Consider the following 24,580-nt stretch of genomic DNA (forward strand, 5'->3'; position numbering starts at 1 on the left):
GCTCGCGCACCACGGCCTCCGCGTTCACCGCTCCTCCGCCGCCTCCAGCAGCCGCGCCACCGCCGCGTTGACCTCGTCCGGGCGTTCCAGGAGGACGAGGTGGCCCGCGCCTTCGACGACCGCAAGGGCCGCTTCGGGGAGGGCGGCGGCCAGGGTGCGGCTGTGGGCGGGCGGGGTGATGAGGTCGTCGGCGCCCGCGAGGACGAAGGCGGGGCGGCCGGTGAGGAGCGGGAGCGCCGCCGTCTTGTCGTGCGCGGCGAAGGCGGGCCAGAAGGCGGCGACGACCTCCATCGGCGTGGCCTCGATCATGCGGGTCGCGAAACGGGCCAGCGCGGGGTCGGTCTCGGCCCCCGTACCGAAGGAGTAGCGGCGCACGAGGCTGCCGAAGACGTCCGTGACGGCGCGGCGGCCGCGTTCGGCGAGCGCGGGCGCGGAGCCGAGCGCGCGCAGCACCCCGGGCGCGAGCCGCCGCAGCGCCTCCGCGCCGGGCGCGGGCAGCCCCCAGGCGACTTCGTCGAGCCGCCCGGCGGACGTACCGATCAGGCCGAGCCCCGCGACGCGCTCGCGCACGAGGTCGGGGTGGCGCTCGGCGAGTGCCATGACGGTCATGCCGCCCATCGAGTGCCCGAGCAGGACGAGCGGCCCGGTGGGCGCGGCGGCGTCGATGACGGCCTTGAGGTCGCCGCCGAGCAGGTCGATGGCGGGCGGCGGCGCGCCGGGGGTCCAGCCGGAACGGCCGTGTCCGCGCTGGTCCCAGTAGACGGCGCGGACGCGGCCGCGCAGGGCGGCACGCTGGTGGTGCCAGGAGTCCTGGGTGAGGCAGTAGCCGTGCGAGAGGACCACGGTGAAGGGGGCCTCCCCCGCGAGGGGGGCGGCTCCGTCCGCGTAGGGATCTTCGATCTCGTACGCGAGAGGGGTGCCGTCCGCCGCGAGTGCGACGCCCGGGGTGCCGCGCAGGGTCCCGTACGGGCTCGTCGCGTCGAGCGCGAGGCGCGCCCTGCGGCGCACGGAGCGGCCCACGGTGAGCCGTTCGACGGCGACCCCGGCCGCGGCCCCGGCGGCGAGCACGCCGACGGCGGCGCCGAGGACACCGGCCCGGCCGCGACGGCCGGGCCGGGGCGGGCCGGGGAGCCCGGCGGAGGGTGCGCTGTCGGCCACGTGACTCTCCTCAAGCCCTGCTGGGGTCCGCGGGGCGCACGCCCCGCCGGTTCGCTTACCCGTTCAGATGGACGCGCGGCACGCGGGCGCCGATGCGCGTGACGATCTCGTAGACGATGCTGTCCGCCGCCCTGGCCCAGTCCTCCGCGCTCGGTTCGCCGTGGTCGCCCGGGCCGAAGAGGACGGCTTCGCTGCCGGGCGCGGGGGTGTCGCCGCCGAGGTCGACGACGAACTGGTCCATCGCGATACGGCCCGCGACGGTGTGCCACTTGCCGTTGACGAGCACGGGCCCGGTCCCCGAAGCGTGGCGCGGGATGCCGTCGCCGTAGCCGAGCGGGACGAGGCCGAGTGTCGTGTCGCCGGGGGTGACGTAGTGGTGCCCGTAGCTGACGCCGTGGCCGCCGGGGACCCGCTTGACGAGGGCGAGCGGGGCGAGGAGCCGCATGACGGGACGGAGCCCGAAGTCCGCGTGCGTGCCCATGTCGGGGCTCGGTGAGAGCCCGTACATCGCGATCCCCGGCCGTACCAGGTCGTAGTGGCTCTCGGGGAGGCTGAGGGTCGCCGGGGAGTTGGCGATGTGGCGGACCTCGGCGCGGACGCCGAGGCGCGCGGCGAGCCCGGTCATCTCCTCGAAGACGGTGAGCTGGGCGGCGATGGAGGGGTGTCCCGGCTCGTCGGCGCAGGCGAAGTGCGACCACAGGCCGACGACCTGGACGAGGCCCTCCGCCTGGAGGGCGAGGGCGTTGCCGACGAGCTGGGGCCAGTCGGCGGGCTGGCAGCCGTTGCGGCCGAGCCCGGTGTCCGCCTTGAGGTGGACACGGGCCGTGCGCTCCGCCGCGCGGGCGGCGACGGCGACCTCGTCGAGTGCCCACTGCCCGCTCACGGAGACGTCGACGTCGGCCTCGATCGCGGCGCGCCAGGGCCCGCCGGGCGTCCACAGCCAGCACAGCAGACGGCCGTCGACGCCCCCGGCACGCAGCGCGAGCGCCTCGGCGGGCGTCGCGACCCCGAGCCAGCTCGCCCCGGCCTCCCGCGCGGCCCGCGCGCAGGCGAGCGCGCCGTGCCCGTACGCGTCGGCCTTGACCACCGCCATGAACGCCGCACCGGGCGCGCGCTCCCTCAGCAGGCGGACATTGGCCCGCAGAGCGGCAAGATCGATCTCGGCCCGGGGGCCCTGTGCGGTGCTGTTCATCGTGACTCAGTGTCCCACTGCGGGAGAGACGGCAGCGCGCCAAGGGCGGGGGTGGGGGGCGAGCGGGTGAGGCGGGGTGGGGTGCGAGCGGGTGAGGCGGGGGTGGGGTGCCGGTGGGGCGGGGTGCCGGGGGGCGAGCGTGGGAGCGACGTGCCGGTGGGGCGGGGTGCCGGGGGGGCGAGCGTGGAGGCGACGTGCCGGTGGGGCGGGGGCGAGGCGCCCAGGGAGCGGGCGTGGGTGTGGGTGCGGGCGGACGGAAGGAGCGCGGGCGGTCGCAGGAGGAGTGTGGGCAGCGAATCGCTCCGCGTGGACGCCTCAGCCCCGCCCCGCCCCCACTCCCGCCCCCCAGGTCGGTTCCGCCGCGGCGAGCCAGGCGTCCTGGTGGTCGGCGAGGGGAGCGGTGAGGGGGAGGGGCTGCCAGCGGCAGCGGAAGAGGCGGTTCTCGGCCGCGGCGTGGTGGTCCCAGTGGTCGGGGCCGCCGCGCGGGGCGTGCAGGAGGAAGTACGTGGTGCGGCGGGGGGCTCCGGTGTCCGGGTGGGGCCGGTGGTCGATGGCGAGGGCCCGTACGACGCGGGCGCCCTCGATGCCCGTCTCCTCGCGCACCTCGCGCAGCGCCGCCGCGCTCAGCTCCTCGCCCCTCTCCACACCCCCCGCGGGAACCTGCGTACCGGCTTCCGGCACACCGACGTGATCGAACACCAGCAACTCGGGCCCACGCGCCCCGTACCGCACGACATAGGCCGCCACCCGCACCCGGGGCGGAAGAGGGGGATTCATGGGGGAATTGTGGACACAGCCGAGGGGCTCGTGCCACAACAACGGGGCAACAGCGGGTGAATGGTGGTGGGGCTCACGGTGGCACCGTTGACGGACCGGATTGACGTGAAGCGGAATCAACGGCACCCGACCCGAGACACCACGGGCGACCACGGGCGACCACGGGCGACCACCGGCGACCACCGGCGACCAGGACCACCACCACGACGGACACGGTGGGCGGCCTGGACGGCCCGGGCGCGCCTGAGCGACCAGGGGGTCTGCGCGCCCTTGGGGGCTGGGCTGCGTGGACACCGGGGACGGCGTGGACGGTCCGACATCGTGAGCGGCCCGGGCGGCCTGGACACCGGGAGGCCCCTGAGCGGCCCGGACACCGTGGGCGGACTGGACCACGGGGACCGCAGGGGACACGGGGACCGCAGGGGACACCCTGGATGACCTGACACCCGGGAAGCCGTGTGCCCCGCCGGACGCGGTTCGCCCCCGCGCCGTACGGCGGCCCGGCCGCGCTGCCCTCCGTCATGGGCGCACTACTGACGAACACTCGCCCGCCAGGGCACACGGCAACGGAGCAGCCCCACCCACACGAACCGTGACCGCCACAACGACGGCCCGCACGACCTGGGGGACCTGCGGGCGCTCTGGGCGCACTGCGCGCCCCGGATGTGTGAGCGCTGCCCTGGAGGCTGAGCGGTGTAGACACCGGGCGCTGCCCTGGAGGCTGAGCGGTGTAGACACCGGGCGCGGCCTGAACGGCCTGGATACCGTGAGCCACCTGAACCGTGCGGACCCGGTGGGCGGCCTGAGAGCGTGGACACCGTGGATGACCGACACGGGGGGGGGAACCTGAGCCCCGCCGGACGCGTTCACCTGCGCGCCGCACGGCACCCCGGCCGCGCTGCCCTCCGCCACAGGCGCACTACTGACAACCGCTCGCCCGCCAAAGCACACGGCAACGGAGCCCCCGACCCGAACCGTGGACGCCACAGCGACGGCCTACACAACCGGGGGGCCTGGGGCTGGGTCTGAGGGCTGGGCCTGGGGTTGGGGCTGGGCCTGGTGCCTGGGCCTGAGGGCTGGGCCTGGTGCCTGGTGCCTGGGGCTGGGGCTGGAGCTGGGCCTGGGCCTGAGGGCTGGGGCCTGGGGCCCGGGCCCGGGCTGGGGCCTGAGGGCTGGGGCCTGGGCTGGTCTGCCCGCCTTGCTCGGCCCACCCGACCCCGACCTCCCCGGCCCGCCCTGGTCCCCACGACCCGCACAGCCCACCCAGCCTGGTCCGGCCTACCCGACCTGCCCGCCCGCGCGACCTGGAAGGTTTCCTCCCCTTCGGAACCATTCGCCCACCCCGCCCGTTGTGGCCCGTCGGGGGCCCATACAACCCTTAGGGGATCTCCCGTAGGGGTTCCGTTCGACCGCCCCCGCCCAGCACCGCTCCCCGCGCTCCCCTCCCTCGCCCCCTCCGCCCCTCCCCCTCACCCCTCCCGCACGTCCCGCCACGCCCCCGGAATCGCCTCCGCCACGTCGTACGCCGTGATCGGGGCGCCCGCCTCGCCGCCTCCGGCCGCGCGGCGGGCCGCAAGGCCGTGGAGGTGGGCGGCGGCCGATGCGGCGTCGCGGGGGGTGAGGCCGGTGGCGAGGAGGGAACCCGCGAGGCCGGAGAGGACGTCGCCCGCGCCCGCCGTGGCGAGCCAGGACGTGCCGGTGGCGTTCACCCGTACGGGGGATGTGCTGCCGGGGTCGGCGATGAGCGTCGTCGACCCCTTGAGGAGAACCGTCGCGCCGAGGCGGTCGGCGAGCGCACGTACGGCGTCGAGGCGGCGCGCCTCGATGTCCGCGCGGTCCGCGCCGATGAGCCGGGCGGCCTCGCCCGCGTGCGGGGTCAGGAGGGTCGGCGCGGTACGGGCGCTGATGCGATCCGGGCCCGCGAGGCTCAGCGCGTCGGCGTCCATCAGGAGGGGGACCTCCGTCGCGAGGACGTCGTCGAGCGCGGCGCGCGCCTCGTCCCCGTCGCCGAGCCCGGGCCCCACGACCCACGCCTGCACCCGGCCCGCCTCGGACGGCAGCCCGGAGGACACGAGCGTCTCGGGGTGCCGCGCCGTCACGGCCTCGGCAGCGGGCCCCGCGTACCGCACCGCCCCGGCGCCGCCGCGCAAGGCTCCCGTCACCGCGAGGACCGGCGCGCCCGGGTAGCGCGTCGAACCGGCCGCGATCCCGACGACCCCGCGCCGGTACTTGTCGCTCTCGACGCCGGGTACGGGCAGCAGCGCGGCCACGTCCGCGTACTGGAGTGCCTCCAGCTCCGGCGCGCCCGGCTCGATGCCGATCGGTACGAGCCGCAGCGCGCCCGCGTGCTCGCGCCCGGGGTCGACGAGCAGCCCCGGCTTGTACGTGCCGAAGGTGACCGTCGCATCCGCGCGCACCGCTTCCCCGCCCACCTCCCCGCTGTCCGCGTCGATACCGCTCGGCAGGTCGACGGCGAGGATCGCGGGACGGCCCTCGTACGCGGTCCGTGCCAGGCGCGCGGCGACGGGCCGCAGTCCGCCCTTGCCGCCGATGCCGACGATCCCGTCGAGCACGAGATCCGCTTCCCGTACACGTCGCGTCACCTCGCCCGGCACCTCGGCCGCTCCGGTTCCTCCGGAGGCCTCGGGCGCTTCGAGGACGAGGCCGCCCGCCGCGCGCAGCGCGGTGAGGCCACCGGCGTGTGTGCGCGCGGGCGACAGGAGGACAGCGCTGACGCCCGCGCCGCGCCGGGCGAGTGCCGCGCCCGCGCAGAGCGTGTCGCCGCCGTTGTCGCCGCTGCCGACGAGGAGGCAGACGCGGCTGCCGTACACCCGCCCGAGCAGTTCGGCGGCGGCGGTCGCGAGCCCCGTGGCGGCGCGCGCCATGAGCGCCCCGTCCGGCAGCCGGTCCATGAGCCGTTTCTCGGCGGCCCGTACGGTCTCCACACGGTGAGCGGTACGCATGCAGTCGAGTTTCCCGCAGCGCCCGCCAGTACGCACGGGCAGCCCCGGCCGGTTCCCCGCGGCTCCGTACGGCCTGTCGGTCAGTACGAGTGTTCGGCCGTCACCTCCGCCGATACGTCGAGAGCCCGTCGCGCCGCGTCCCCGCCGAGGTCGAGCAGGGTCTGCACGAGCGCGTCGATCACCGCGAGGTGGGCGAGCCGGCTCGCGACGGCCTCCAGACCGAGGACGAGGTCCTGCCCCCCGGCGACGAGCACGCAGTCGCTGGTCTCGGTGAGCGGGGAGCGGACGTAGCTGGTGAGGGCGACGACGGCGGCGCCCTGGAGGCGGGCTCGGCGGGCGGCGTCCACGGTCGAGCGCGTCGCGCCCGTGTGGCTCACGGCGAGGCACACCGAGCTGTCCGTGAGCAGCCCGGCGGAGAGCTGCGCGGTGAGCGGGTCGGCGGGGGCGTCCACGACCCGGCCGACCGCGCGCAGCCGGTACGCGGCGTCGGTGACGACCGGTTGAGAGAGGCCGGCGCCCACGACGAGGACCCTGCTCGCTCCGTGCAGCAGCCGCGCGGCCTCGCCGAGCCTCGCGGGTGGCAGCGTCGTGCGCAGCCCGTCGAGCGCCTCGCGGCTCGCGGCGAGCGTCGTGGCGAGGGCGCGCGCCGCGGGGTCGGCCGCGTCCCCGGAATCCGCAGCGCCGCCGGGCGTTCCTGGCTCACCGGCCGGGCGTGGCGCCTGACGCGCGGCGGCGATCTTCAGCTCCTGGAAGCCGCGGAATTCGAGGCGTTGACAGGTCCGTACGACCGAGGAGGGCGCCGTCTCGGCGAGCGCCGCGACCTCGCTCACGCTGAGCCCGACGAGGCGTCCGCCCAGGTCCAGGACGGTGTGCGCGACGCGCGCCTCGGCGCCGCTCAGCCCCGAGAGGTGGGAGCGGATGTGCGCGGCGAGGTCGGCCGGAATCTTCTCGGAATTCTGTTCCACGAAAGTAGTGTATCGTGGAATTCAATTCCGCGCCAACCGTGCGGCGTGGAACCGCGGACCGTCGAACGGAAGGAGACCCGTATGCCCGCCGCCGTCCCCGTGGCCGTGCTCACGGCGGCGCTGCTGCACGCCATCTGGAACGCCCTCTCGCACGCGGCCGCCGACAAGGCGGCCCGTACCGTGATGATCAACCTCGTCTACACGGCCTGCGGTGCCCTCATCGCCTGCGCCACGCCGGTGCCCGAGGCGCGCGCCTGGCCGTTCCTGATCGCCTCGGCGCTCCTGCAAGCCGTCTACCAGTGGTTGTTGCTCCAGGCGTACCGGCTCGGCGACTTCGGCCAGATGTACCCGATAGCGCGCGGCACCTCGCCGTGGCTCGTCGCGCTCGCGTCGACGGTCGTGCTCGGCGAGGCACTGCCGGCAGGGCAGGCGCTCGGCGTCCTCGTCATATCCCTCGGCCTCGCGGGGCTCGCTCTCGCGGACGGACTGCCGGGGCGGGCCCAATGGCCGGCGCTCGCCGCCGCGCTCGGCACAGGCGTGATGATCGCGAGCTACACCGTCGTGGACGGGACGGGGGTGCGGGACGGGGGGACCGTGCTCGGGTACATCGGCTGGATGTTCCTGCTCCAGGGCCCCGTGCTGCCGCTGCTCGCCCTGGCCCGTTGGCGCGGCCGCTTCGGCGAACGCATACGGGTGGAGTGGCGCACGGGGGTCCTCGGCGGGGTGCTCTCGCTGGCCGCGTACGGGCTGGTCGTGGGGGCGCAGGCGTACGGGGATCTGGCGAGCATCGCCGCGTTGCGCGAAACGAGCATCGTGATCGCGGCGGTGATCGGAGTGGTGGTGTTCCGGGAACGACTGGGGAGGTGGCGACTTGTCGCGAGTGCGGTGGTACTCGGCGGGATCGCGGTGCTGGAGCTGGCTTAGGCGGTACGGGGCGCGGCGGCGCCCGGGCGAAGGATCAGCCCTCCGCGATCACGACCGCCGATGCGACGCCCGCGTCGTGGCTCAGCGAGACGTGCCAGTGACGGACGCCGAGTTCCGCCGCGCGCGCGGCGACCGTGCCGCGGACGCGGAGGTAGGGGCGGCCATCCGGCTCGGCGCACACCTCGGCGTCGGTCCAGCGCAGCCCGGCGGGTGCGCCCAGCGCCTTGGCGAGGGCCTCCTTCGCCGCGAAGCGGGCGGCGAGCGAGGCGATGCCACGGGGTTCGCCGTCCGGGAGCGTGGTCTCGCCCCCGGTGAAGAGGCGCTCAGCGAGTTGCGGCGTGCGGCGCAGGGCCGCTCCGAAGCGGTCGATCTCCGCCACGTCGATGCCGACACCGATGATCACGGCAGCCGCTCCTCTCCGGCCGGGGAGGAAGCCCGGCCGGGAGAAAACCTACGCCCCGGACCGAGCAGCCCCGTAATCACCCGCTCGGGCGCCCCCGCAGCCACAGTCACCGGGGCAGGCGACCCCACGCCCACCAAGTCGGCCGGCCGCACACCCACCGAACCGGCCGACCCCGCACACGCGCCCGCCGACCGGGAGGCCCCCGCGTCCGCCGGACCGGACGACCCCGCACTCACCGAGTCGGGCGGCCGCACACCCACCGGCCCGAACGGCCCCGAAGCGACCGGCTCGGACGCCCTCGCACCCACCGGGTCGGCCGGCCGCGCCACCACCGACTCCGGCGGCCCCGTGGCCGCAGCACCCAGGTCGGCCGCCCCGCACCCCCGGGCCCGGCGCCCCCGCGCCCGTCCGGCAGCGTGTCCCCGTACGGCCGTCACACCGCGCGGAGCCCGGACCGCCAGCGCACCGCGGGCACCGGACGCGGCCGCCGGGGTCCGAGCAACCGGCGCACCCGCCATGACCCAAGCAACCCGCGCATCCACTGCGACCCGGGCGGCAGGAACACCCGCCGCGAGCCGAGCACCGAGCACACCCGCCGCGAGCCGGGTGGCGGGGACGGCCGCCGCGCGGGCCGCGGGAACAGCCGCCACCGACGAGGCGGCCGGCGCACCCTCCGCGGCCGAGGCACCGCGCACCGACGCCGCGCCCCAGGCATCCGTGTCGTTCACGGGCGTCGAGCGCACGGGGCGGGAGGCCCGGTTCCGTCGTTCCTGGCTACTCGACCGTCACCGACTTGGCCAGGTTTCTCGGCTGGTCCACCTCGTTGCCCCGGGCCGTCGCCAGTTCGCAGGCGAAGACCTGGAGCGGGACGGTCGCCACGAGCGGCTGGAGGAGCGTGGGCACCTCGGGGACCTCGACGAGGTGGTCCGCGTACGGGGCGACCGCCTCGTCACCCTCCTCGGCGATGACGACCGTCCGCGCCCCGCGCGCCCTGATCTCCTGGATGTTGGAGACGATCTTGTCGTGGAGGACCGAGCGGCCACGCGGCGAGGGCACGAGGACGACGACGGGGAGGCCCTGGTCGATGAGCGCGATCGGGCCGTGCTTCAGCTCGCCGGCGGCGAAGCCCTCCGCGTGCATGTACGCGAGTTCCTTGAGCTTGAGCGCGCCTTCGAGTGCGACGGGGTAGCCGACGTGACGGCCGAGGAACAGGACCGTGTCGTGCCCGGCGAGGGAGCGCGCCAGCTCCCGTACCGGCTCCATCGTTCCGAGCACACGCTCCAGGTCGCCGGGGATGCCGGCGAGTTCGGAGACGACCTCGCCGATCTCGTCGCCGTACTTCTCGCCCCTGTGCTGCGCGAGCCACAGCGCCACGAGGTAGCAGGCGACGAGCTGGGTGAGGAACGCCTTCGTGGACGCGACGGCGACCTCGGGTCCGGCGTGCGTGTAGAGGACGGCGTCGGACTCGCGCGGGATCGTCGAGCCGTTGGTGTTGCAGATCGCGAGGACGTGGGCGCCCTGCTCGCGAGCGTGCCGCAGCGCCATGAGCGTGTCCATCGTCTCGCCGGACTGCGAGATCGCGATGACGAGCGTGCGGTGGTCGAGGATCGGGTCGCGGTAGCGGAACTCGCTGGCCAGCTCCACTTCGCAGGGCAGCCGCGTCCAGTGCTCGATCGCGTACTTGGCGATGAGCCCGGCGTGGAAGGCGGTCCCGCAGGCGACGACGACGATCTTCGACGTCTCGCGCAGTACCTCGGGCGGGACCCGCACCTCGTCGAGGAGCAGCGTCCCCGATTCGTCGACGCGGCCGAGGAGCGTGTCGGCGACGGCCTTCGGCTGCTCGGCGATCTCCTTGAGCATGAAGGAGGCGTAGCCGGACTTCTCGGCCGCCGAGGCGTCCCAGTCGACGTGGTACGTGCGGACCTCGGCGGGCAGCCCGTCGAAGCCGGTGACCGTGACGCCCTCGGGCCACACCTCGACGACCTGGTCCTGGCCCAGTTCGATCGCCGTGCGCGTGTGGTCGATGAAGGCGGCGACGTCGGAGGCGAGGAAGTACTCGCCCTCGCCGACGCCGACGACGAGCGGGGAGTTGCGGCGGGCGCCGACGACCCGGTCCGGCGCGTCCGCGTGGACGGCGACGAGCGTGAAGGCGCCCTGGAGACGGCCGCACACCTCGCGCATCGCCGCCGCGAGATCGCCGTGCGAGCCGTAGCCCTCGGCGAGGAGGTGCGCGACGGTCTCGGTGTCGGTCTCGGACTCCAGATGGTGGCCGCGCGCGCGGAGTTCGGCGCGCAGTTCGGCGAAGTTCTCGATGATGCCGTTGTGGACGACGGCGACGCGGCCCGCGTTGTCGAGGTGGGGGTGGGCGTTGGCGTCGTTGGGTGCGCCGTGGGTGGCCCAGCGGGTGTGGCCGATGCCGGTCGTCGCGCTCGGCAACGGCCGCTCCATCAGCTCCTTCTCCAGATTGGCGAGCTTGCCCGACTTCTTCGCCGTCGCGAGTCCCCCGTCGGCGAGCACGGCGGCACCCGCCGAGTCGTAACCCCGGTACTCCAGGCGACGCAGCCCGGCGAGGACGACGTCAAGAGCCGACTGCATTCCGGCATATCCCACAATTCCGCACATAGCGGAAGGGTACGGCGCGGGGGTGGCCGCCCACGGAGAGCGACGCGAGCCCACTCGCGGGCGCCGCCGGGACCCTTGTGGCGGCAGTCCGGCGAGCAGGGGGCGCGCGATTATGGATTTTCTGTGAAGAGAGCGGGTAGCTTCCGCCGTCGGGAGGTGGGGCGCGTGAGGCGACCGCGATGGTGGTGCGGTGACGGAGAGCGACGAGCGGGACGGGTGCGTGAGCGCGAGGCGCGGCTCGCCGGGCTGATAGAGGACCTTCCCGATGAGGACATAGGCGAGGACATGGAGGCGCAGGCGGACGCCTACCGCTTCGGCAGCAAGCCGCGGTGCGAGGAGGTCGAGTACCTGGCGCTGCTCGCGGAAGCGCGCGAGTGAGGAGGGAAGACGCGCGGGCCCGGCCCCGGCAGGCGGCCCCGGCAGGCGGGTGCCCCTGCCCGGCGCCCGTCCCGTCCCAGCACGGCACGGCACGGCACGGCCCTGCCCGGCCTCGGCAGGCGGATGCCCCGCCCGGCACCGCGCCCCCACCCCCGTATCCCGCACACCCGCCCCGTATCCCGCGCCCCCCACCCCCGTACCCCGCAGCCCGTATCCCGCGCCCCCGCAACCCACGGCAACGCCCAGCCGCCCACCCCACGGCACCCCACGCCCTCCCCACCCCAGCCCCCAGCCCCCAGCCCCCAGCCCCCAGCGTGACGCACCCCACCCCCACCGCACGCAACATGGGCGCAACAATGGAACGTGTGATCACCTCACCCCCGAGGAGCGCCCACCGCAGGCCGGAGGCGACTCCCTACGTGGATCTGACCAGGGACGAGTGGAGCGCGCTGCGCGCCAAGACCCCGCTGCCGCTGACGGCCGACGAGGTCGAGAGGCTGCGCGGTCTCGGCGACGTCATCGACCTCGATGAGGTGCGGGACGTCTATCTGCCGCTCTCGCGCCTGCTGAATCTGTACGTGGACGCCAACGACGCCCTGCGCGGCTCGCTCAACACCTTCCTCGGCGAGCAGGGCACGCAGTACGGCACGCCGTTCGTGATCGGTGTCGCGGGGAGTGTCGCGGTGGGCAAGTCCACCGTCGCGCGCCTGTTGCAGGCGCTGCTCGCGCGCTGGCCGGAGCACCCGCGCGTCGAACTGGTCACGACAGACGGCTTCCTGCTGCCGATGGCGGAGCTGGAGAAGCGCGGGCTCATGGCGCGCAAGGGCTTCCCCGAGTCGTACGACCGCCGCGCGCTCACCCGCTTCGTCGCGGACGTCAAGGCGGGCAAGGACAACGTGACCGCGCCCGTCTACTCGCACCTGACCTACGACATCCTGCCCGGCGAACGCCTCACGGTCGCGCGCCCGGACATCCTCATCGTGGAGGGGCTCAACGTCCTCCAGCCCGCCCTGCCGGGCAGCGACGGCCGCACCCGCGTCGGCCTCGCGGACTACTTCGACTTCAGCGTCTACGTGGACGCGCGCCCGCAGGACATCCGCGAGTGGTACCTCAACCGCTTCCGCCGCCTGCGCGAGACGGCCTTCCAGGACCCCTCCTCGTACTTCCGCAAGTACACGCAGGTCTCCGAGGAAGAAGCCCTCGCCTACGCCCGCGAGACCTGGCGCACCATCAATGAGCCGAACCTCATCGAGAACGTGGCGCCGACCCGGGGCCGCGCGACCCTCGTCATACGGAAGGGCCCCGACCACAAGGTGCAACGCGTGCGGCTGCGCAAACTCTGACGCCCTCCCACGGCCTTTCCACCGCCGCCCACCACGGCCTTCCCGCCCCGCGCCCCCACGGCCTCTTCGCAGAGCAGCGACCATCGCACCGCCCAGACGGGACCGTCCACGCCCGCGCCGTCCACGCCCGCGCCCGCACCGGCAGCAGCCCGCACTGGCAGCGGCCCGCACCGGCAGCGCCCGCCGGGGCCGTTCCCCGGTCGCGAGCGGCGGCGCGACCGACGGCTGCCCGGACACCGGCAACGACACCCGCACCGGCAACCGGCACCAGCACCAGCACCAGCACCAGCACCAGCACCAGCACCAGCACCAGAGCTTCGCCTACGTGCCGCTCGCCCGCGTCGCGTCGCGTCGCGTCGAAGCTCTGAGCGCGGCGCGGGGTAGAGGCCGTGGACAGGTCTACGGAACCCGCGCGACCCCCGCCCAGAACCCGCTCCGCTCCTGCAGCGGCACCCTGTCCCCCTCCTGGTACCAGTAGTTGGCCGTGACGAGCCCCGGCGCCACGAGGTCGAGCCCGGTGAAGAACCGCTCGACCTCGTGACGCGTCCGCATCCGCAGCGGGATCGCGCCGCGCCGGTAGCTGTCCTTCGTCGTCTCCTCCAGCTCGGGGTGCTCGTCGGCGGTCCCGTGCGTCAGGACGAGGTAACTCCCGGGCGAGAGGCGGGAGACGAGGGTCCGCACGATCCCGTACGGGTCCTGCTCCTCGGGCAGGAAGTGCAGCAGCGCGACGAGCGAGAGCGCGACGGGCTGCCGCAGATCGAGGAAGTCGCCGACGCGGTCGATGAGTTCGGCCGGGGCGCGGACGTCGGCGTCGAGGTAGTGCGTGGCGCCCTCGGGCGTGCCGACGAGGAGCGCGGCGGAGTGCGCGAGCACGAGCGGGTCGTTGTCCGCGTACACGACGCGGGCGCTCGGGACGAACTCCTGCACGACCTGGTGGAGGTTCGGCTCCGTCGGGATGCCACTGCCGATGTCGAGGTACTGGCGCACGCCGCGCCCCGCCACGTAGCGCGCCGCACGGTGCATGAACTGCCGGTTCCAGCGCGCGTTCTGGCGCGCGGCGGCGGGCAGCCCCTCCCCCACGGCGCGGTCCACGGGGAAGTTGTCCACACCCCCGAGCAGCCAGTCGTAGACACGCGCGGGGTGCGGCCTGCTGGTGTCGACGCGGGGGTCGTAACTCATGAAAAGGGTCCTCCGTGGGGCGAACCTGGCACTGCTGACAGGGAGTTGACAGAACCCCAGCATGACGCATCCCCCCGGTGCGCGCGCCTCGCCCCCGCCCGAAAGCTCACCGCCCCGCGCACCACCCCGCACACCGCCCCCCCCCACGCCTCACCGCGCACCCCACCCCGCGCACCACCCCAAGGCCCCGCCCCACGCCTCACCCCGCACCCACCCCGCGCCGCGACCGCGCCCCCGCCCGCGCGCTCCCGCCGCGCCCCCTCACACCGGCCCGAGCCGCCCCACCCCCACGTAGAAGCCGCTCTCCTCCGCCGCGGGTGCCTCCGTGTCGCGGTACCAGGCGGGGGCGGGGACGATGCCGGGCGGCTCGATCGTGAGCCCGTGGAAGAAGCGGGTGACCTCGGCGAGGGTACGGGGGCACAGCGAGATGCCGCCCGCCTGGTAGGTCCCGGTGACCTTGGCCGCCTGCGCGGGTGGCAGGAAGTCGGCGGTGCCGTGCGAGAGCACGAGGTGACTGCCGGGGGCGAGCGCGCGCACGAGGGTGCGGACGAGGGCGTAGGGGTCCTCGTCGTCGCGAAGGAAGTGGAGGAGCGCGACGAGGGAGAGCGCGACGGGGCGGCTCAGGTCGAGCACCTTCGCGGCGTGCTCCAGGATCGCCTCCGGCTCGCGCGCGTCGGCCTGGAGGAACTCCGTCGCACCCTCGGGGGTCCCGACCAGGAGTGCCTGCGCGTGGCGGAGCACGATCGGGTCGCTGTCGACGTAGAGGACCCGGGCGTGCGGGACGGTGCGCTGGGCGATCTGGTGGAGGTTCGGCTCGGTGGGGATACCGGCGCCGATGTCCAGGTACTGGTCGATGCCGCGCCGGGCGACGAAGGCGATCGCGCGGTGCATGAACTCGCGGTTGACCATCGCCCCGCGCTGCGCGCCCGTGGCGAGCCGCTCCGCCAGCTCCTGGTCGACGGGGTAGTTGTCCTTGCCGCCGAGGAAATAGTCGTAGATACGGGCGGGGTGGGGCTTGCTCGTGTCGATGACCACGTCCGGCCGTTCTGGCTGCTCGCTCACACCTGACTCCGTTCCTGAGGCAACAGCCCGTCAGGTTACGCCGTACGGGGCCGACGCGGCGATGCCCCCGGCGGACGCGGGTACGGCGGGGCGGGGGCGAACGACCGTCCGCCCCCGCCCTGTTGCCCGTACCGTCGCTCAGCCCAGCGTCGACTTCACGACGTCGGCGAGCCCGCTCGCCACGGAGCGGGCCTGCTCGATGTCCGCCGCCTCGACCATGACCCGTACCAGCGGCTCCGTGCCCGAGGGACGGAGCAGGACACGGCCCGTCGTGCCGAGCGCGTGCTCGGCCTCCTCGACGGCGGTGCGCAGTTCCGGGGCCGAGGCGACGCGCGACTTGTCGACGTCGGGGACGTTGACGAGGACCTGCGGCAGGCGCGTCACGACCGAGGCGAGGTCGGCGAGGGAACGCCCGGTCTCGGCCATGCGCGCGGCGAGCATGAGCCCGGTCAGCGTGCCGTCGCCCGTCGTCGCGTGGTCGAGGAGGATGACGTGCCCGGACTGCTCGCCCCCGAGCGCGTACCCCTCCGCCTTCATGCGTTCGAGCACGTACCGGTCGCCGACGCCCGTCTCCTCGAAGTGCACGCCCTCGCGCTCCATCGCGAGCTTGAAGCCGAGGTTCGACATGACGGTGGCGACGACGGTGTTCTTGCGGAGCGTGCCGTGTTCGCGCATCGCGAGCGCGAGGACGGCGAGGATCTGGTCCCCGTCGACCTCGCGGCCCTCGGCGTCGACGGCGAGGCAGCGGTCGGCGTCGCCGTCGTGCGCGATGCCGAAGTCCGCGCGGTGGGCGACGACGGCGGCCTGGAGCTGGGCGAGGTGCGTGGACCCGACGCCGTCGTTGATGTTGAGGCCGTCGGGCTCGGTGCCGATCGTCGTGATGACCTCGGCCCCCGCGCGCGCGAAGGCCTCGGGCGAGACGCGCGCCGCCGCGCCGTGCGCCTCGTCGAGCACGACGCGGAGGCCGTCGAGGCGGTTGGGGAGTACGGCGACGAGGTGCGCCACGTACTGGTCGAAGCCCTCGTCGTAGTCGCGGACCCTGCCGACGCCGGCGCCGGTGGGCCGCGACCACTCGGTGGCCCCGGGCTCGCGGTGGCGGTGGTACTGGGCCTCGATGCGGTCCTCCAGCTCGTCGGCGAGCTTGTGCCCGCCGCGCGCCAGGAACTTGATGCCGTTGTCCGGCATGGCGTTGTGGCTGGCCGAGAGCATGACGCCGAAGTCGGCTCCGAGGACGCCGGTCAGGTGCGCGATGGCGGGCGTCGGCAGCACGCCGACGCGCAGCACGTCGACCCCGGCGCTCGCGAGCCCCGCGACCACGGCGGACTCCAGGAACTCGCCCGAAGCACGCGGATCACGCCCCACCACGGCGGTCGGCCTGTGTCCCGGCCTGCTCCCCACCTCGCCGAGTACGTGTGCGGCCGCGACCGCGAGCCCGAGCGCCAGCTCGGCCGTCAGATCGACGCCCGCGACCCCGCGTACGCCGTCCGTCCCGAAGAGCCGTCCCACCTGGATTCCTCCCGCTCGCTGTCACGAGCGGCCCCGCCTGTTCACCGGGCCGCCGCACTTCGCACATCAGTTGTTATACGTCATACCGCATACGCCGGGTTCCCCTGGGGACCTCGCCCATCCGCCGGGCCCGCCCGGCCCCCTGCCCATCGGCCGGCCCGCCCTGCCACCTGCCCATCCGCCGGGCCGCCCGGCACCCCCACCCCTCCGCCGGGCCCGCCCGGGGACGCGAACGCCCCGACGACACGAAACGTGCCGCCGGGGCGAACAAGCGATACGGCAGGGGCCGCGATCAGCGCTTGCTGTACTGCGGGGCCTTGCGGGCCTTCTTGAGACCGGCCTTCTTGCGCTCGACGGCACGGTCGTCGCGGCGGAGGAAGCCCGCCTTCTTGAGGGCGCCGCGGTTGTTGTCCACGTCGGCCTCGTTCAGCGCGCGGGCCACGCCGAGGCGCAGGGCGCCGGCCTGACCCGAGACGCCGCCACCCGAGATACGGGCGATGACGTCGTAGCGGTTGTCGAGTTCGAGCACCTTGAAGGGCTCGTTGACTTCCTGCTGGTGCACCTTGTTGGGGAAGTAGTCCTCAAGGGTGCGCCCGTTGATCTTCCACTTGCCGGAGCCCGGGACGATCCGGACGCGGGCGATGGCGTTCTTGCGACGGCCAAGGCCGGCGGCCGGCTGCGGCTCGCCGAAGGCGGAGGCAAGGGACTCCGAGGTGTACTCGCCCTCGACGGGGACCTCGGACTCGGTGGTGTACTGCTCGACGTCGACAGCCTCTTCGATCGGCTGCTCGGCGGTGGTCTCGGCCACGATGCTCCTCAGAATTCTCTGTGTCTTAGGGGGTGGCCGGACTTACTGCGCGACCTGAGTGATCTCGAACGGCTGCGGCTGCTGCGCACCGTGCGGGTGCTGCTCGCCCGCGTAGACCTTCAGCTTCGAGAGCATCTGACGGCCGAGGGTGTTCTTCGGGAGCATGCCCTTGACGGCCTTCTCGACGGCCTTCTCGGGGTTGTTCGCGAGGAGGTCGTCGTAACGGACCGAACGCAGACCGCCCGGGTAACCCGAGTGACGGTAGGCGAGCTTCTGGGTCCGCTTGTTGCCCGAGAGGTGCACCTTGTCGGCGTTGATGATGACGACGAAGTCACCGGTGTCGACGTGAGGGGCGTAGATCGGCTTGTGCTTGCCCCGCAGGAGGCTGGCGGCGGTCGACGCCAGACGGCCCAGGACAACGTCCCGGGCGTCGATGACGTGCCACTGGCGAGTCACATCGCCGGGCTTGGGGCTGTACGTACGCACTGGTCGTAGCCTTCGCTTCTTCTGTGATGGGTGTCCCCCGGACCGAGAGCGGCCAGGGAGGGGGTCCTGACATGGCCACCACGGACGATCACGACAGCCCTGGACGCACTCGTCGACGCAAACGCGTGCGTACCGCTGGTCATCGGCTTGGTGGACCGGTGTAAGGGCCCCTCACGTGAGAATGAGCAAGCCAATACACAACGAGAAGCCAGGCTACCCGCCAGTCCCCGTACGGGTCAAAATCGCCGCCCCCGTCGCACCGAGATCCGCGTGCCCGTGGTGTGACTAGTATGCGCGCCATGAGCTTTGGGCACGGGGGACCCCACAGTGACGGACGCGGTGACGGACGCGGCGGGGGCGGTGGAGGCGGCGGCTTCGGCACGGGGCGGCAGACCCCGGACTGGAACGCGCTCGCGGAGGACAACGCCCGTACGAAGCGCCGCAGAACGGTCCTGTGGACGGCCTTCGGCGTCATCGCCACCGGGCTCGTCGCCGCGATCGTCGCGACCGTCGTCGTCACGGTGAACAAGGACGACGGCACGAAGAGCGACGCCGCGCACAAGAGCCTGCCGCCCACGGCGACGCTCCCCAGCCCCTCCAGGAGCGCGAGCCCCCGCTTCTCCTCGGTCGCGCCGCGCCCCGTGCCGAGCCCCAGCGAGTACCTCAACAGCGCGGCCAGGGACACCGCCCCGCTCACCGCGGCGGGCCTCTTCCCCGGCGAGGAGGTGCGGCTCGACGGCGGTACGTACAAGAAGGGGCCCCTGGCGGCGACGGGCGACTGCGCGGCGGCCGCCCAGGGCGCGCTCGGCGGGGTGCTCAAGGCGAACGGCTGCCGGCAGCTGCTGCGCGCGACGTACACGAAGGGCGGCGTCGCCGTCACGGTCGGTGTCGCCGTCTTCGACTCGGCGGAGGCGGCGGCGAAGGCGAAGGAGCAGGCGCGCGGGAACGTCACCTCGCTGCCGGGCTCCGGGGTCCCTGTCTTCTGCCGTACGACGGTGTGCCGCAGCACCACCAACGCCTTCGCCCGGTACGTCTACCTGACGGTCGGCGGTTTCGGGAACGGCAAGGCGGTCACGAAGGCCGACACGGACGTCTTCCGCGCGGGCGACGAGCTGTCCACGTACACCTTCCGGCAGATCTACGCCCGCGGCGTCGCCGCCGCGTCGAAGGCGGCGGCCTCCCCCGCCCCGTAGGCGGCCTCCCCGCCCCGTAGGCGGCGGCCTCCCCGCCCCGTAGGCGGCGGCCTCCCCGCCCCGTAGGCGGCGGCCTCCCCGCCCCGTAGGCGGCGGCCTCCCCGCCCCGTAGGCGGCGGCCTCCCCGCCCCGTAGGCGGCGGCCTCCCCGCCCCGTAGGACCCCGCAGGGCCCCGCAGGGGCTCGCGGACGGGCTCAGCGGTCCCCGCGCATCCGCAGCCGCAGCGGCACGAGGGCGCTCTCCAGCTGCGTCCGCAGCGTCATCTTGGACGCGCCCTCGGTCCGCTCCTCGAAGCGGATCGGGACCTCGACGGCGCGGTGCCCGGCGCGCGTCGCCCTGTACTTCAGCTCGACCTGGAAGCTGTAGCCCGCGCTGTCGAGCGTCGCGAGGTCGATGTCGCGCAGGGTCGCGGCCGACCACAGGTTGTAGCCCGCCGTGATGTCGCGGATGTCACTGCCGAGCACGGCGCGCGCGTAGGCGTTGGCGAAGCGCGAGAGCAGCACGCGGTGGCGGCCCCACTCCTCGTCGAGCTGCCCGCCCTCGACGTAGCGGCTGCCCACGACGAGCCCCGCTTCCTCGGCGCGCGCGGCGGCGAGCATCCGTACGACGGCCTCGACGGGGTGGCTCCCGTCGGCGTCCATCTGCACGACGAACTCGGCGTCCTCGTCGAGCGCCGCGCTCATCCCGGCGACGTACGCGCGCCCGAGGCCGTCCTTCTCCGTGCGGTGCAGCACGGTCATGCGCGGCCGCCCCGCCCCACCGCCCGCGTTGTACTTCTCCGCCAGCTCGTCCGCCAGCCGCCCCGTCCCGTCCGGGCTGGAGTCGTCGACGATCTTCAGCTGGAGCCCGGGCAGCGGCAGCGCGAGCACCGCCTCCGCCATGCGCGGCAGGTTCGCCGCCTCGTTGTACGTGGGCATGACGACGGTGACGCGCGCGGCGTCGTCCTGCGCCGCGTCCTGAGCCGCGTTCTCCGGCGCCTCCAGCACCTCCGGCGCGTCCGATGCGGCGTTCTCCGGCGTGTCCGGTGCGGCTGACGACTGGCTCAACGGCTTGCTCCTCGGCGGAAAGGGACGGGAAAGGGGAGGTCAGGAGGCGTGCACCGCGCGGTCGGCGGCGCCGTCGTCACGGGGGCGTTCCACCACGCTGCGGGTGAACAGCAGGACCTTGACGTGGTGGAGCCGCTTGGTGCCCGCGAGGCGGAAACCGGCGCGGATCGCCTTCGCGTTGGCGCGCGGCATGTCCGCGTACGGGTCGTCGCCGAACGAGGTCGAAACGAGCCACAGGCGCTTCGTCGTGGCGAGGCAGCGCGCCGGGCGTGGGCACTCCTGCGCCCCGTAGGACCCCAGCTCCTGCGGGGTCCTGTGGACGAGGACGTCCTTGGGCCGCGCCGGGGCGTCGCGCAGCTCGTAGTCGAGCGCGCGCCGCTCGGAGAACTCGCCGCCGTACGCGAGCGCGTCGCCCTTCTTCTGGTGGGCGAGCAGGTACGCGGCGGCCCCCCGGAAGTCCGGCTCGCCCGCGATGTCGGCGCGCGCGGTCCGCAGCCCCGGCTGCGCGGCGACGGTGAGCCCGGCGACGGCGACGAGCCCGAGGACGAGCCCCGCGGCACGCAGCGCACGCGGCCCCCCGCCGCTCAGTCGCCCGCCCGCGCGCCCGAGCGCGGCGGCCGCGAGCAGCACCCAGGCGGGCACGGTGAAGAGCAGGTAGCGCGGCAGGAAGAGGTGGAGCTGCGCCGCCGTCGCGAAGGTGAGCAGCGGCGGGAGCACCGCCCACAGCGCGAAGGGCAGCACGTAGTCGCGTGCGAGGCACGCGCCGACGACCGCGAGGACCAGGACGGGGACGGCGACCGCCCAGCTTCCGAAGAGCTGCTCCGGGTACGTCCGCAGGTCGTGGAGGGTCGGGTTGTTCCACGCGATCTGCCCGCTCTGGCCGCTGCCCGCGAGCGCCATCGGCAGCACGAGGCACAGCCCGATGAGCGCGGCCGCCGTCCACGCCCAGCCCGCGATGCGGTCGCCCGCGCGGCGGGCGCGGGCGACGAGCGCGAGGTGGGCGGCGAGGACGCACAGCGAGGCGAGGTGGCTCCAGCCGATGAGCGGCACGGTGAGCGCGTAGGCGCACCAGCCCTTGAAGCCGTGGCGTTCGAGCAGCCGCAGGAGCAGCAGCGTCGACAGGAGCACGGCGGCGACGGCGAAGGCGTACGGGCGCACTTCCTGCCCGTACCGCGTGATCCCGGGGACCACGGCGAAGGCGAGCCCGGCGACGAGCCCGACGCGCGCGGTGAACAGGTGCCGCCCGAGCAGCCCGAGCAGCCCGGCGGCGGCCGCCATCGCGAGCGCGCCCGGGACGCGCAGGGCGGTCTCGGAGTCGCCGAAGAGGGCGATCCAGACGTGCATCCCGAGGTAGTACGGGATGAAGACGATGTCGATCGACTTGGTGAGGACGCTCAGGTCGTGCAGCGACAGCGAGGACGCCCACCACGTGGCGTGCTCGTCGCGCCACAGCTGCCGGTCGCCGAGCCCCGGCAGGAGCATGACGAGCGCGAGCAGCGTGGGCAGCGCGAAGACGGGCGCGGAGGTGCGCCACCCTCCCCTGTCGCGGCGCGGCGCGGGCGGCTCGGCGGGCCCGTCCTCGCGTGGCACGGCGGGGCGCGGGGCCTGCGGGGCCCGCGCGGCGGCGTCGGCGGCGCGGCGCAGCTGACTGGGCAGGAAGAGGCTCATGGTGCGGGTCGACTCGGACTCGCCGTCGAAGGCCGTCCCCCGCTCCGGCAGCCGGTTCGAAGACGGCTCACGCCCCGGCGATCGGTTCACTGTTTGACCCATATCCGGTAGACCGAGTCCCCGCTGCTCGTCGTGGTGGGAAAGCGCCCCGTCAGCCGGTAGTGCGGGTTGCCGCGCAGCGCCTTCTCGACGGCCGCGTCGACCTCGGGCGTCACACCGCCGCGCAGCATGATCGCGTCGAAGCGCGCGTCACGCACGGCCGCGGCGAAACCGGCCGGGTCGGCCCCCTCGTACCGCTTGCCGTCCTTCGCCGTGTACGGGAAGAAGGTCGTGTTGACCCACTGGTTCCAGCCGGTGCGGTCGCGCAGCAGGTACGCGGGCACCTCGGACTCCTCGGCGAGGTAGAGGCCCTTGCGGTCCACGATCGTGCGCAGGTACGTCGCGGGGCCGCGCGCGTCCGGCCAGCTGAACGCGTTCTGCGCCTGCACCATGCCGAGCACGAGCGTCAGCACGAAGAGCATGATCCCGAGCTGCGGGTTGCGGAAGTGCGGCCCGATGAGCCGGGACATGCCGAGCCCTGCCATCGGCGCGGCGAAGAGCAGCCCGAAGCCGACGTGCTTGAAGAGCGAGACCTCCGTCTGGAGGTGGATCTGGTACGCGGGCGCGAGGAACGCGGTCCCCGTGAGGAGGACCCCGAGCAGCGCGCGCCGCCAGCGGCCCGGCGTGCTGCCCCGTACCCACGGCATCTCGACCATGCGCGCCCGCAGGACGTACGCGATACTGCCGCCCGCCGCGGTGAGCACGAGCAGCCCGCCCCACTGGGCGCTGTGGTCGAGCAGCCTGCTCGCCGGGTCGCCGCCGTGCGCGCGGTCGGTCGTGGTCGAGGTGATGCCGCCGAGCGGCCCGGAGAGCGCGTAGCCGACGCCGAGCAGCGCGAGGACGCCGAGCCCGAGCACGACGCCGCGCAGCAGCGTGCGCGCGCCGCGCTGCCGGTACGCGGTGAGCACGGCGAGGAGCACGAGCGTCGGTACGTACAGGGCGGCCGCGTACTTCACGCCGCACGCGAGCGCGATGGGCGGCGCCGCGAGCAGCACGGCGGGCACGCGCAGGCGCCCGGTGCGCACGACGAGCCACAGGCCGAGCGCGAGCAGGAAGAGCGCGGCGCCGTCGTACGTCGCGAGGCGGCCGAGCGTGAGGGTCGGCTGCACGACGGCGAAGAGCGCGGCGGCGCCGAGCGCGGAGCGCGCGTTGAACAGGCGGCGCGTGCTCGCGTACAGGAGCGCCGTCGTGGTGAGGAGGAAGAGGAGGCTCAGGAAGCGGACCCCGGAGAGCCCGAGCCGGTCGTCGACGAGCGCGGCGAGCACCGGGTAGAGCTTGGGGTGCCCGGAGAAGTAGTCGGCGAAGTCCACGGGCAGCGGGGTGCCGTGGAGCAGGTTGGCGAGTTCGTAGTGGCCCGAGGCGATGTAGAGCGCCTCGTCCTGGAAGACGGAGCCACCGAGCCGCAGGGTGAGGACGGCCTGCACGAGGAGCACGCACAGGAGCGCGCCCCTGCTGAGGAGCGTCGACCTGCGGGTGTCGACGGACCACGCCGACTCGGGCACGTCGGGCACGCGGTACCCGGCCACGGGCGCGCGCCGCGGGTTGAGGTCGAAGGGGTCGGGGGCGTGGACGCGGGCGAGGTTCTGGGTGGGGGGATCGAAGGCGGGGTCGGCTGCGTCGGGGTGCGCGGTGGGGCCGGGGTGCGCGGTCGAACCGGGGTGCGCGGTGGCGTCGGGGTGCGCGGTCGAACCGGGGTGCGCGGTGGGGGGCCAGGGGTCCATCAGCGGCCCGACCTCCCGCCCTTGCCCGCCGCCCGCACGTCGAAGCCGTACGAGGGCGCCGCCGCCTCGCGCCGGTACGCCGCCTCGGCCGCCGGATCGCTCGCGATGCGCCAGTCGGCCTCCTTGTCGAAGTCGAACCACACGTGCCCGAGCACGTCGTCGCGCTTCCGGACGCCCGCGAAGAGGTCGTGGATGTCGGCGGGTTTGCGCGGGGTGTCCTCGGAGGCCGTCTCGGCGATGAGGAAGGGCTTCCTCGTGAAGGCGCGCACCTCGTCCATCGTCGGCCCGTACAGCGTCTCGAAGGTCGAGGGCCCGTCGGCGCCGTAGTAGCCGATGACGCCGACCCAGTCGACGTACGCGTCCCCCGGCCAGTACGGGCGCAGCCGCACGTCGGGCACCGGGTTGATCACGTTCGGGCTCCACACCCAGATCACCTGCGTCGCGCCCTCGTCGGCGAAGACGTCGTGGAGGTGCCGCCAGGCGCGCACGAACGCGGCAGGGGTGGCCTTCTTGCTTCCCCAGGGGTACCAGTGGCCGTTCATCTCGTGCGCGAAGCTGAGCGCGACGGGCTGGTTGAGGTCGCGCACGTCCCGCGCGAACCCGCGGATGTACCGGTCGTCCTTGCCCGCGCCGATCTGCTGGAGCGTCTTCGTGAAGGGCTCCCAGGCGAGGTAGGGGAGCGCCCCGTAGTCCCAGGCGTTGACGGCCAGCCGCGTCTCGTAGGCGTCGCCCCACGCCGAGTAGAACTCGACGAGGTCGGGCTTCTTGCCCGCCTGCTGCGCGAAGCGCGCGAGCGGGGCGACCGAGGCGGGCGCCCCGTCGAGCGCGACACCGAAGTACTTCTTCGCCGGGGCGAGCAGCGGCCGCACGTCGTAGGGGAGTTCGCTCGGCTTCGGCGAGGGGGCGCCGCCCGTGCCCGTCGAGGCTGTCGCGTCCGAGTGGCCTTGCGCCCGCGCGTACTGCGACCTGCCCTCGTCGCCGAAGACGGAGCAGCCGGCGGCACCGAGCACGGCGGTGCCCGCGAGGGCACGCAGCGCGGCCCGGCGCGGGAACGCGGTGGCGTGGGGGGACATCATGCGGGAACTCC

General features: G+C 74.2%; 20 protein-coding genes. 4 read left to right on the forward strand and 16 right to left on the reverse strand.

Translation table 11 applies throughout. From position 1 onward, the window contains the following. Positions 1-24: 24 nt before the first annotated feature. From ACQYWQ_RS11275 to ACQYWQ_RS11295, 5 genes are all read right to left on the reverse strand, one after another. Complete coding sequence (locus ACQYWQ_RS11275) at positions 25-1,158, reverse strand: alpha/beta fold hydrolase (protein ID WP_431034215.1); 1,134 nt, start codon at positions 1,156-1,158, stop codon at positions 25-27. Positions 1,159-1,213: 55 nt separating this feature from the next. After that, the gene (alr, locus tag ACQYWQ_RS11280; RefSeq protein ID WP_431034217.1) at positions 1,214-2,350 is read right to left on the reverse strand and encodes an alanine racemase; all 1,137 of its coding nucleotides are present in this window, start codon (positions 2,348-2,350) and stop codon (positions 1,214-1,216) included. A 315-nt stretch (positions 2,351-2,665) separates the two neighbouring features. Continuing rightward, on the reverse strand, positions 2,666-3,127 hold the full coding sequence (locus tag ACQYWQ_RS11285) for an NUDIX hydrolase (RefSeq protein WP_431034219.1): 462 nt from the start codon (positions 3,125-3,127) through the stop codon (positions 2,666-2,668). A gap of 1,469 nt (positions 3,128-4,596) precedes the next feature. Then, positions 4,597-6,090, reverse strand: coding sequence for an NAD(P)H-hydrate dehydratase (locus ACQYWQ_RS11290; protein ID WP_431034221.1), 1,494 nt, complete (start codon positions 6,088-6,090; stop codon positions 4,597-4,599). A gap of 80 nt (positions 6,091-6,170) precedes the next feature. After that, a complete protein-coding gene (locus ACQYWQ_RS11295) occupies positions 6,171-7,055 on the reverse strand; it encodes a MurR/RpiR family transcriptional regulator (protein ID WP_431034223.1) in 885 nt (294 codons plus the stop codon). An 81-nt stretch (positions 7,056-7,136) separates the two neighbouring features. On the opposite strand from ACQYWQ_RS11295, the gene ACQYWQ_RS11300 reads away from it, so the two are divergent. Further along, positions 7,137-7,979, forward strand: a complete 843-nt coding sequence (locus ACQYWQ_RS11300; RefSeq protein WP_431034225.1) for an EamA family transporter — start codon at positions 7,137-7,139, stop codon at positions 7,977-7,979. Between the two features lie 34 nt (positions 7,980-8,013). On the opposite strand, the gene ACQYWQ_RS11305 is transcribed toward ACQYWQ_RS11300, so the two are convergent. Together ACQYWQ_RS11305 and glmS are read right to left on the reverse strand one after the other, a co-directional pair. Then, positions 8,014-8,382 carry a holo-ACP synthase gene (locus tag ACQYWQ_RS11305; RefSeq protein ID WP_431034227.1) on the reverse strand — a complete coding sequence of 123 codons (369 nt, stop codon included), beginning with the start codon at positions 8,380-8,382 and terminating at the stop codon, positions 8,014-8,016. Between the two features lie 774 nt (positions 8,383-9,156). After that, the gene (glmS, locus tag ACQYWQ_RS11310) at positions 9,157-11,004 is read right to left on the reverse strand and encodes a glutamine--fructose-6-phosphate transaminase (isomerizing) (protein ID WP_431034229.1); all 1,848 of its coding nucleotides are present in this window, start codon (positions 11,002-11,004) and stop codon (positions 9,157-9,159) included. Positions 11,005-11,220: 216 nt separating this feature from the next. Here glmS and ACQYWQ_RS11315 point away from each other — a divergent pair, with 216 nt between their 5' ends. Both ACQYWQ_RS11315 and coaA read left to right on the forward strand, forming a co-directional pair. Further along, entirely contained in the window at positions 11,221-11,382 is a 162-nt protein-coding gene (locus ACQYWQ_RS11315; protein WP_431034231.1) for a hypothetical protein, read from the forward strand. Between the two features lie 356 nt (positions 11,383-11,738). Continuing rightward, positions 11,739-12,725: a type I pantothenate kinase gene (coaA, locus tag ACQYWQ_RS11320; protein ID WP_431034233.1), complete on the forward strand. Its 987-nt coding sequence runs from the start codon at positions 11,739-11,741 to the stop codon at positions 12,723-12,725. Positions 12,726-13,124: 399 nt separating this feature from the next. On the opposite strand, the gene ACQYWQ_RS11325 is transcribed toward coaA, so the two are convergent. From ACQYWQ_RS11325 to rplM, 5 genes are all read right to left on the reverse strand, one after another. Then, entirely contained in the window at positions 13,125-13,904 is a 780-nt protein-coding gene (locus ACQYWQ_RS11325) for an SAM-dependent methyltransferase (RefSeq protein WP_431034234.1), read from the reverse strand. A gap of 261 nt (positions 13,905-14,165) precedes the next feature. Then, complete coding sequence (locus ACQYWQ_RS11330; RefSeq protein ID WP_431034236.1) at positions 14,166-14,966, reverse strand: SAM-dependent methyltransferase; 801 nt, start codon at positions 14,964-14,966, stop codon at positions 14,166-14,168. A gap of 138 nt (positions 14,967-15,104) precedes the next feature. Continuing rightward, the gene (gene glmM, locus ACQYWQ_RS11335) at positions 15,105-16,472 is read right to left on the reverse strand and encodes a phosphoglucosamine mutase (protein ID WP_431034238.1); all 1,368 of its coding nucleotides are present in this window, start codon (positions 16,470-16,472) and stop codon (positions 15,105-15,107) included. 292 nt (positions 16,473-16,764) lie between these two features. Continuing rightward, positions 16,765-17,280: a 30S ribosomal protein S9 gene (gene rpsI / locus ACQYWQ_RS11340; protein ID WP_431034240.1), complete on the reverse strand. Its 516-nt coding sequence runs from the start codon at positions 17,278-17,280 to the stop codon at positions 16,765-16,767. A gap of 42 nt (positions 17,281-17,322) precedes the next feature. Then, positions 17,323-17,766 carry a 50S ribosomal protein L13 gene (rplM, locus tag ACQYWQ_RS11345; RefSeq protein WP_008747498.1) on the reverse strand — a complete coding sequence of 148 codons (444 nt, stop codon included), beginning with the start codon at positions 17,764-17,766 and terminating at the stop codon, positions 17,323-17,325. Between the two features lie 299 nt (positions 17,767-18,065). On the opposite strand from rplM, the gene ACQYWQ_RS11350 reads away from it, so the two are divergent. Further along, on the forward strand, positions 18,066-18,959 hold the full coding sequence (locus ACQYWQ_RS11350) for a hypothetical protein (protein ID WP_431034241.1): 894 nt from the start codon (positions 18,066-18,068) through the stop codon (positions 18,957-18,959). A gap of 194 nt (positions 18,960-19,153) precedes the next feature. Here the strand turns inward: ACQYWQ_RS11350 and ACQYWQ_RS11355 are convergent, their stop codons facing one another. The 4 genes from ACQYWQ_RS11355 to ACQYWQ_RS11370 are packed head-to-tail and all read right to left on the reverse strand — an operon-like array spanning position 19,154 to position 24,569. Then, entirely contained in the window at positions 19,154-20,005 is an 852-nt protein-coding gene (locus ACQYWQ_RS11355) for a polyprenol monophosphomannose synthase (RefSeq protein WP_431034242.1), read from the reverse strand. Positions 20,006-20,044: 39 nt separating this feature from the next. Continuing rightward, a complete protein-coding gene (locus ACQYWQ_RS11360; protein ID WP_431034244.1) occupies positions 20,045-21,763 on the reverse strand; it encodes a glycosyltransferase family 39 protein in 1,719 nt (572 codons plus the stop codon). Further along, a complete protein-coding gene (locus tag ACQYWQ_RS11365; RefSeq protein ID WP_431034246.1) occupies positions 21,760-23,493 on the reverse strand; it encodes a glycosyltransferase family 39 protein in 1,734 nt (577 codons plus the stop codon). The genes ACQYWQ_RS11360 and ACQYWQ_RS11365 overlap by 4 nt, the downstream gene beginning before the upstream one ends. Next, positions 23,493-24,569, reverse strand: a complete 1,077-nt coding sequence (locus ACQYWQ_RS11370) for a glycoside hydrolase family 26 protein (RefSeq protein WP_431034247.1) — start codon at positions 24,567-24,569, stop codon at positions 23,493-23,495. The genes ACQYWQ_RS11365 and ACQYWQ_RS11370 overlap by 1 nt, the downstream gene beginning before the upstream one ends. Positions 24,570-24,580 lie beyond the last annotated feature (11 nt).

The sequence above is a fragment of the Streptomyces sp. P6-2-1 genome (assembly GCF_050613165.1).
Classification (GTDB): Bacteria; Actinomycetota; Actinomycetes; order Streptomycetales; family Streptomycetaceae; genus Streptomyces.

Bases quoted from the DNA above. Each gene is read 5' to 3' on its own strand.
- glmS (WP_431034229.1), bottom strand. From the start codon at position 11,004: ATGTGCGGAATTGTGGGATATGCCGGAATGCAGTCGGCTCTTGACGTC.
- ACQYWQ_RS11365 (WP_431034246.1), bottom strand. From the start codon at position 23,493: ATGGACCCCTGGCCCCCCACCGCGCACCCCGGTTCGACCGCGCACCCC.
- alr (WP_431034217.1), bottom strand. From the start codon at position 2,350: ATGAACAGCACCGCACAGGGCCCCCGGGCCGAGATCGATCTTGCCGCT.
- ACQYWQ_RS11325 (WP_431034234.1), bottom strand. From the start codon at position 13,904: ATGAGTTACGACCCCCGCGTCGACACCAGCAGGCCGCACCCCGCGCGT.
- ACQYWQ_RS11300 (WP_431034225.1), top strand. From the start codon at position 7,137: ATGCCCGCCGCCGTCCCCGTGGCCGTGCTCACGGCGGCGCTGCTGCAC.
- ACQYWQ_RS11290 (WP_431034221.1), bottom strand. From the start codon at position 6,090: ATGCGTACCGCTCACCGTGTGGAGACCGTACGGGCCGCCGAGAAACGG.
- ACQYWQ_RS11350 (WP_431034241.1), top strand. From the start codon at position 18,066: ATGAGCTTTGGGCACGGGGGACCCCACAGTGACGGACGCGGTGACGGA.
- coaA (WP_431034233.1), top strand. From the start codon at position 11,739: ATGGAACGTGTGATCACCTCACCCCCGAGGAGCGCCCACCGCAGGCCG.
- ACQYWQ_RS11285 (WP_431034219.1), bottom strand. From the start codon at position 3,127: ATGAATCCCCCTCTTCCGCCCCGGGTGCGGGTGGCGGCCTATGTCGTG.
- ACQYWQ_RS11370 (WP_431034247.1), bottom strand. From the start codon at position 24,569: ATGATGTCCCCCCACGCCACCGCGTTCCCGCGCCGGGCCGCGCTGCGT.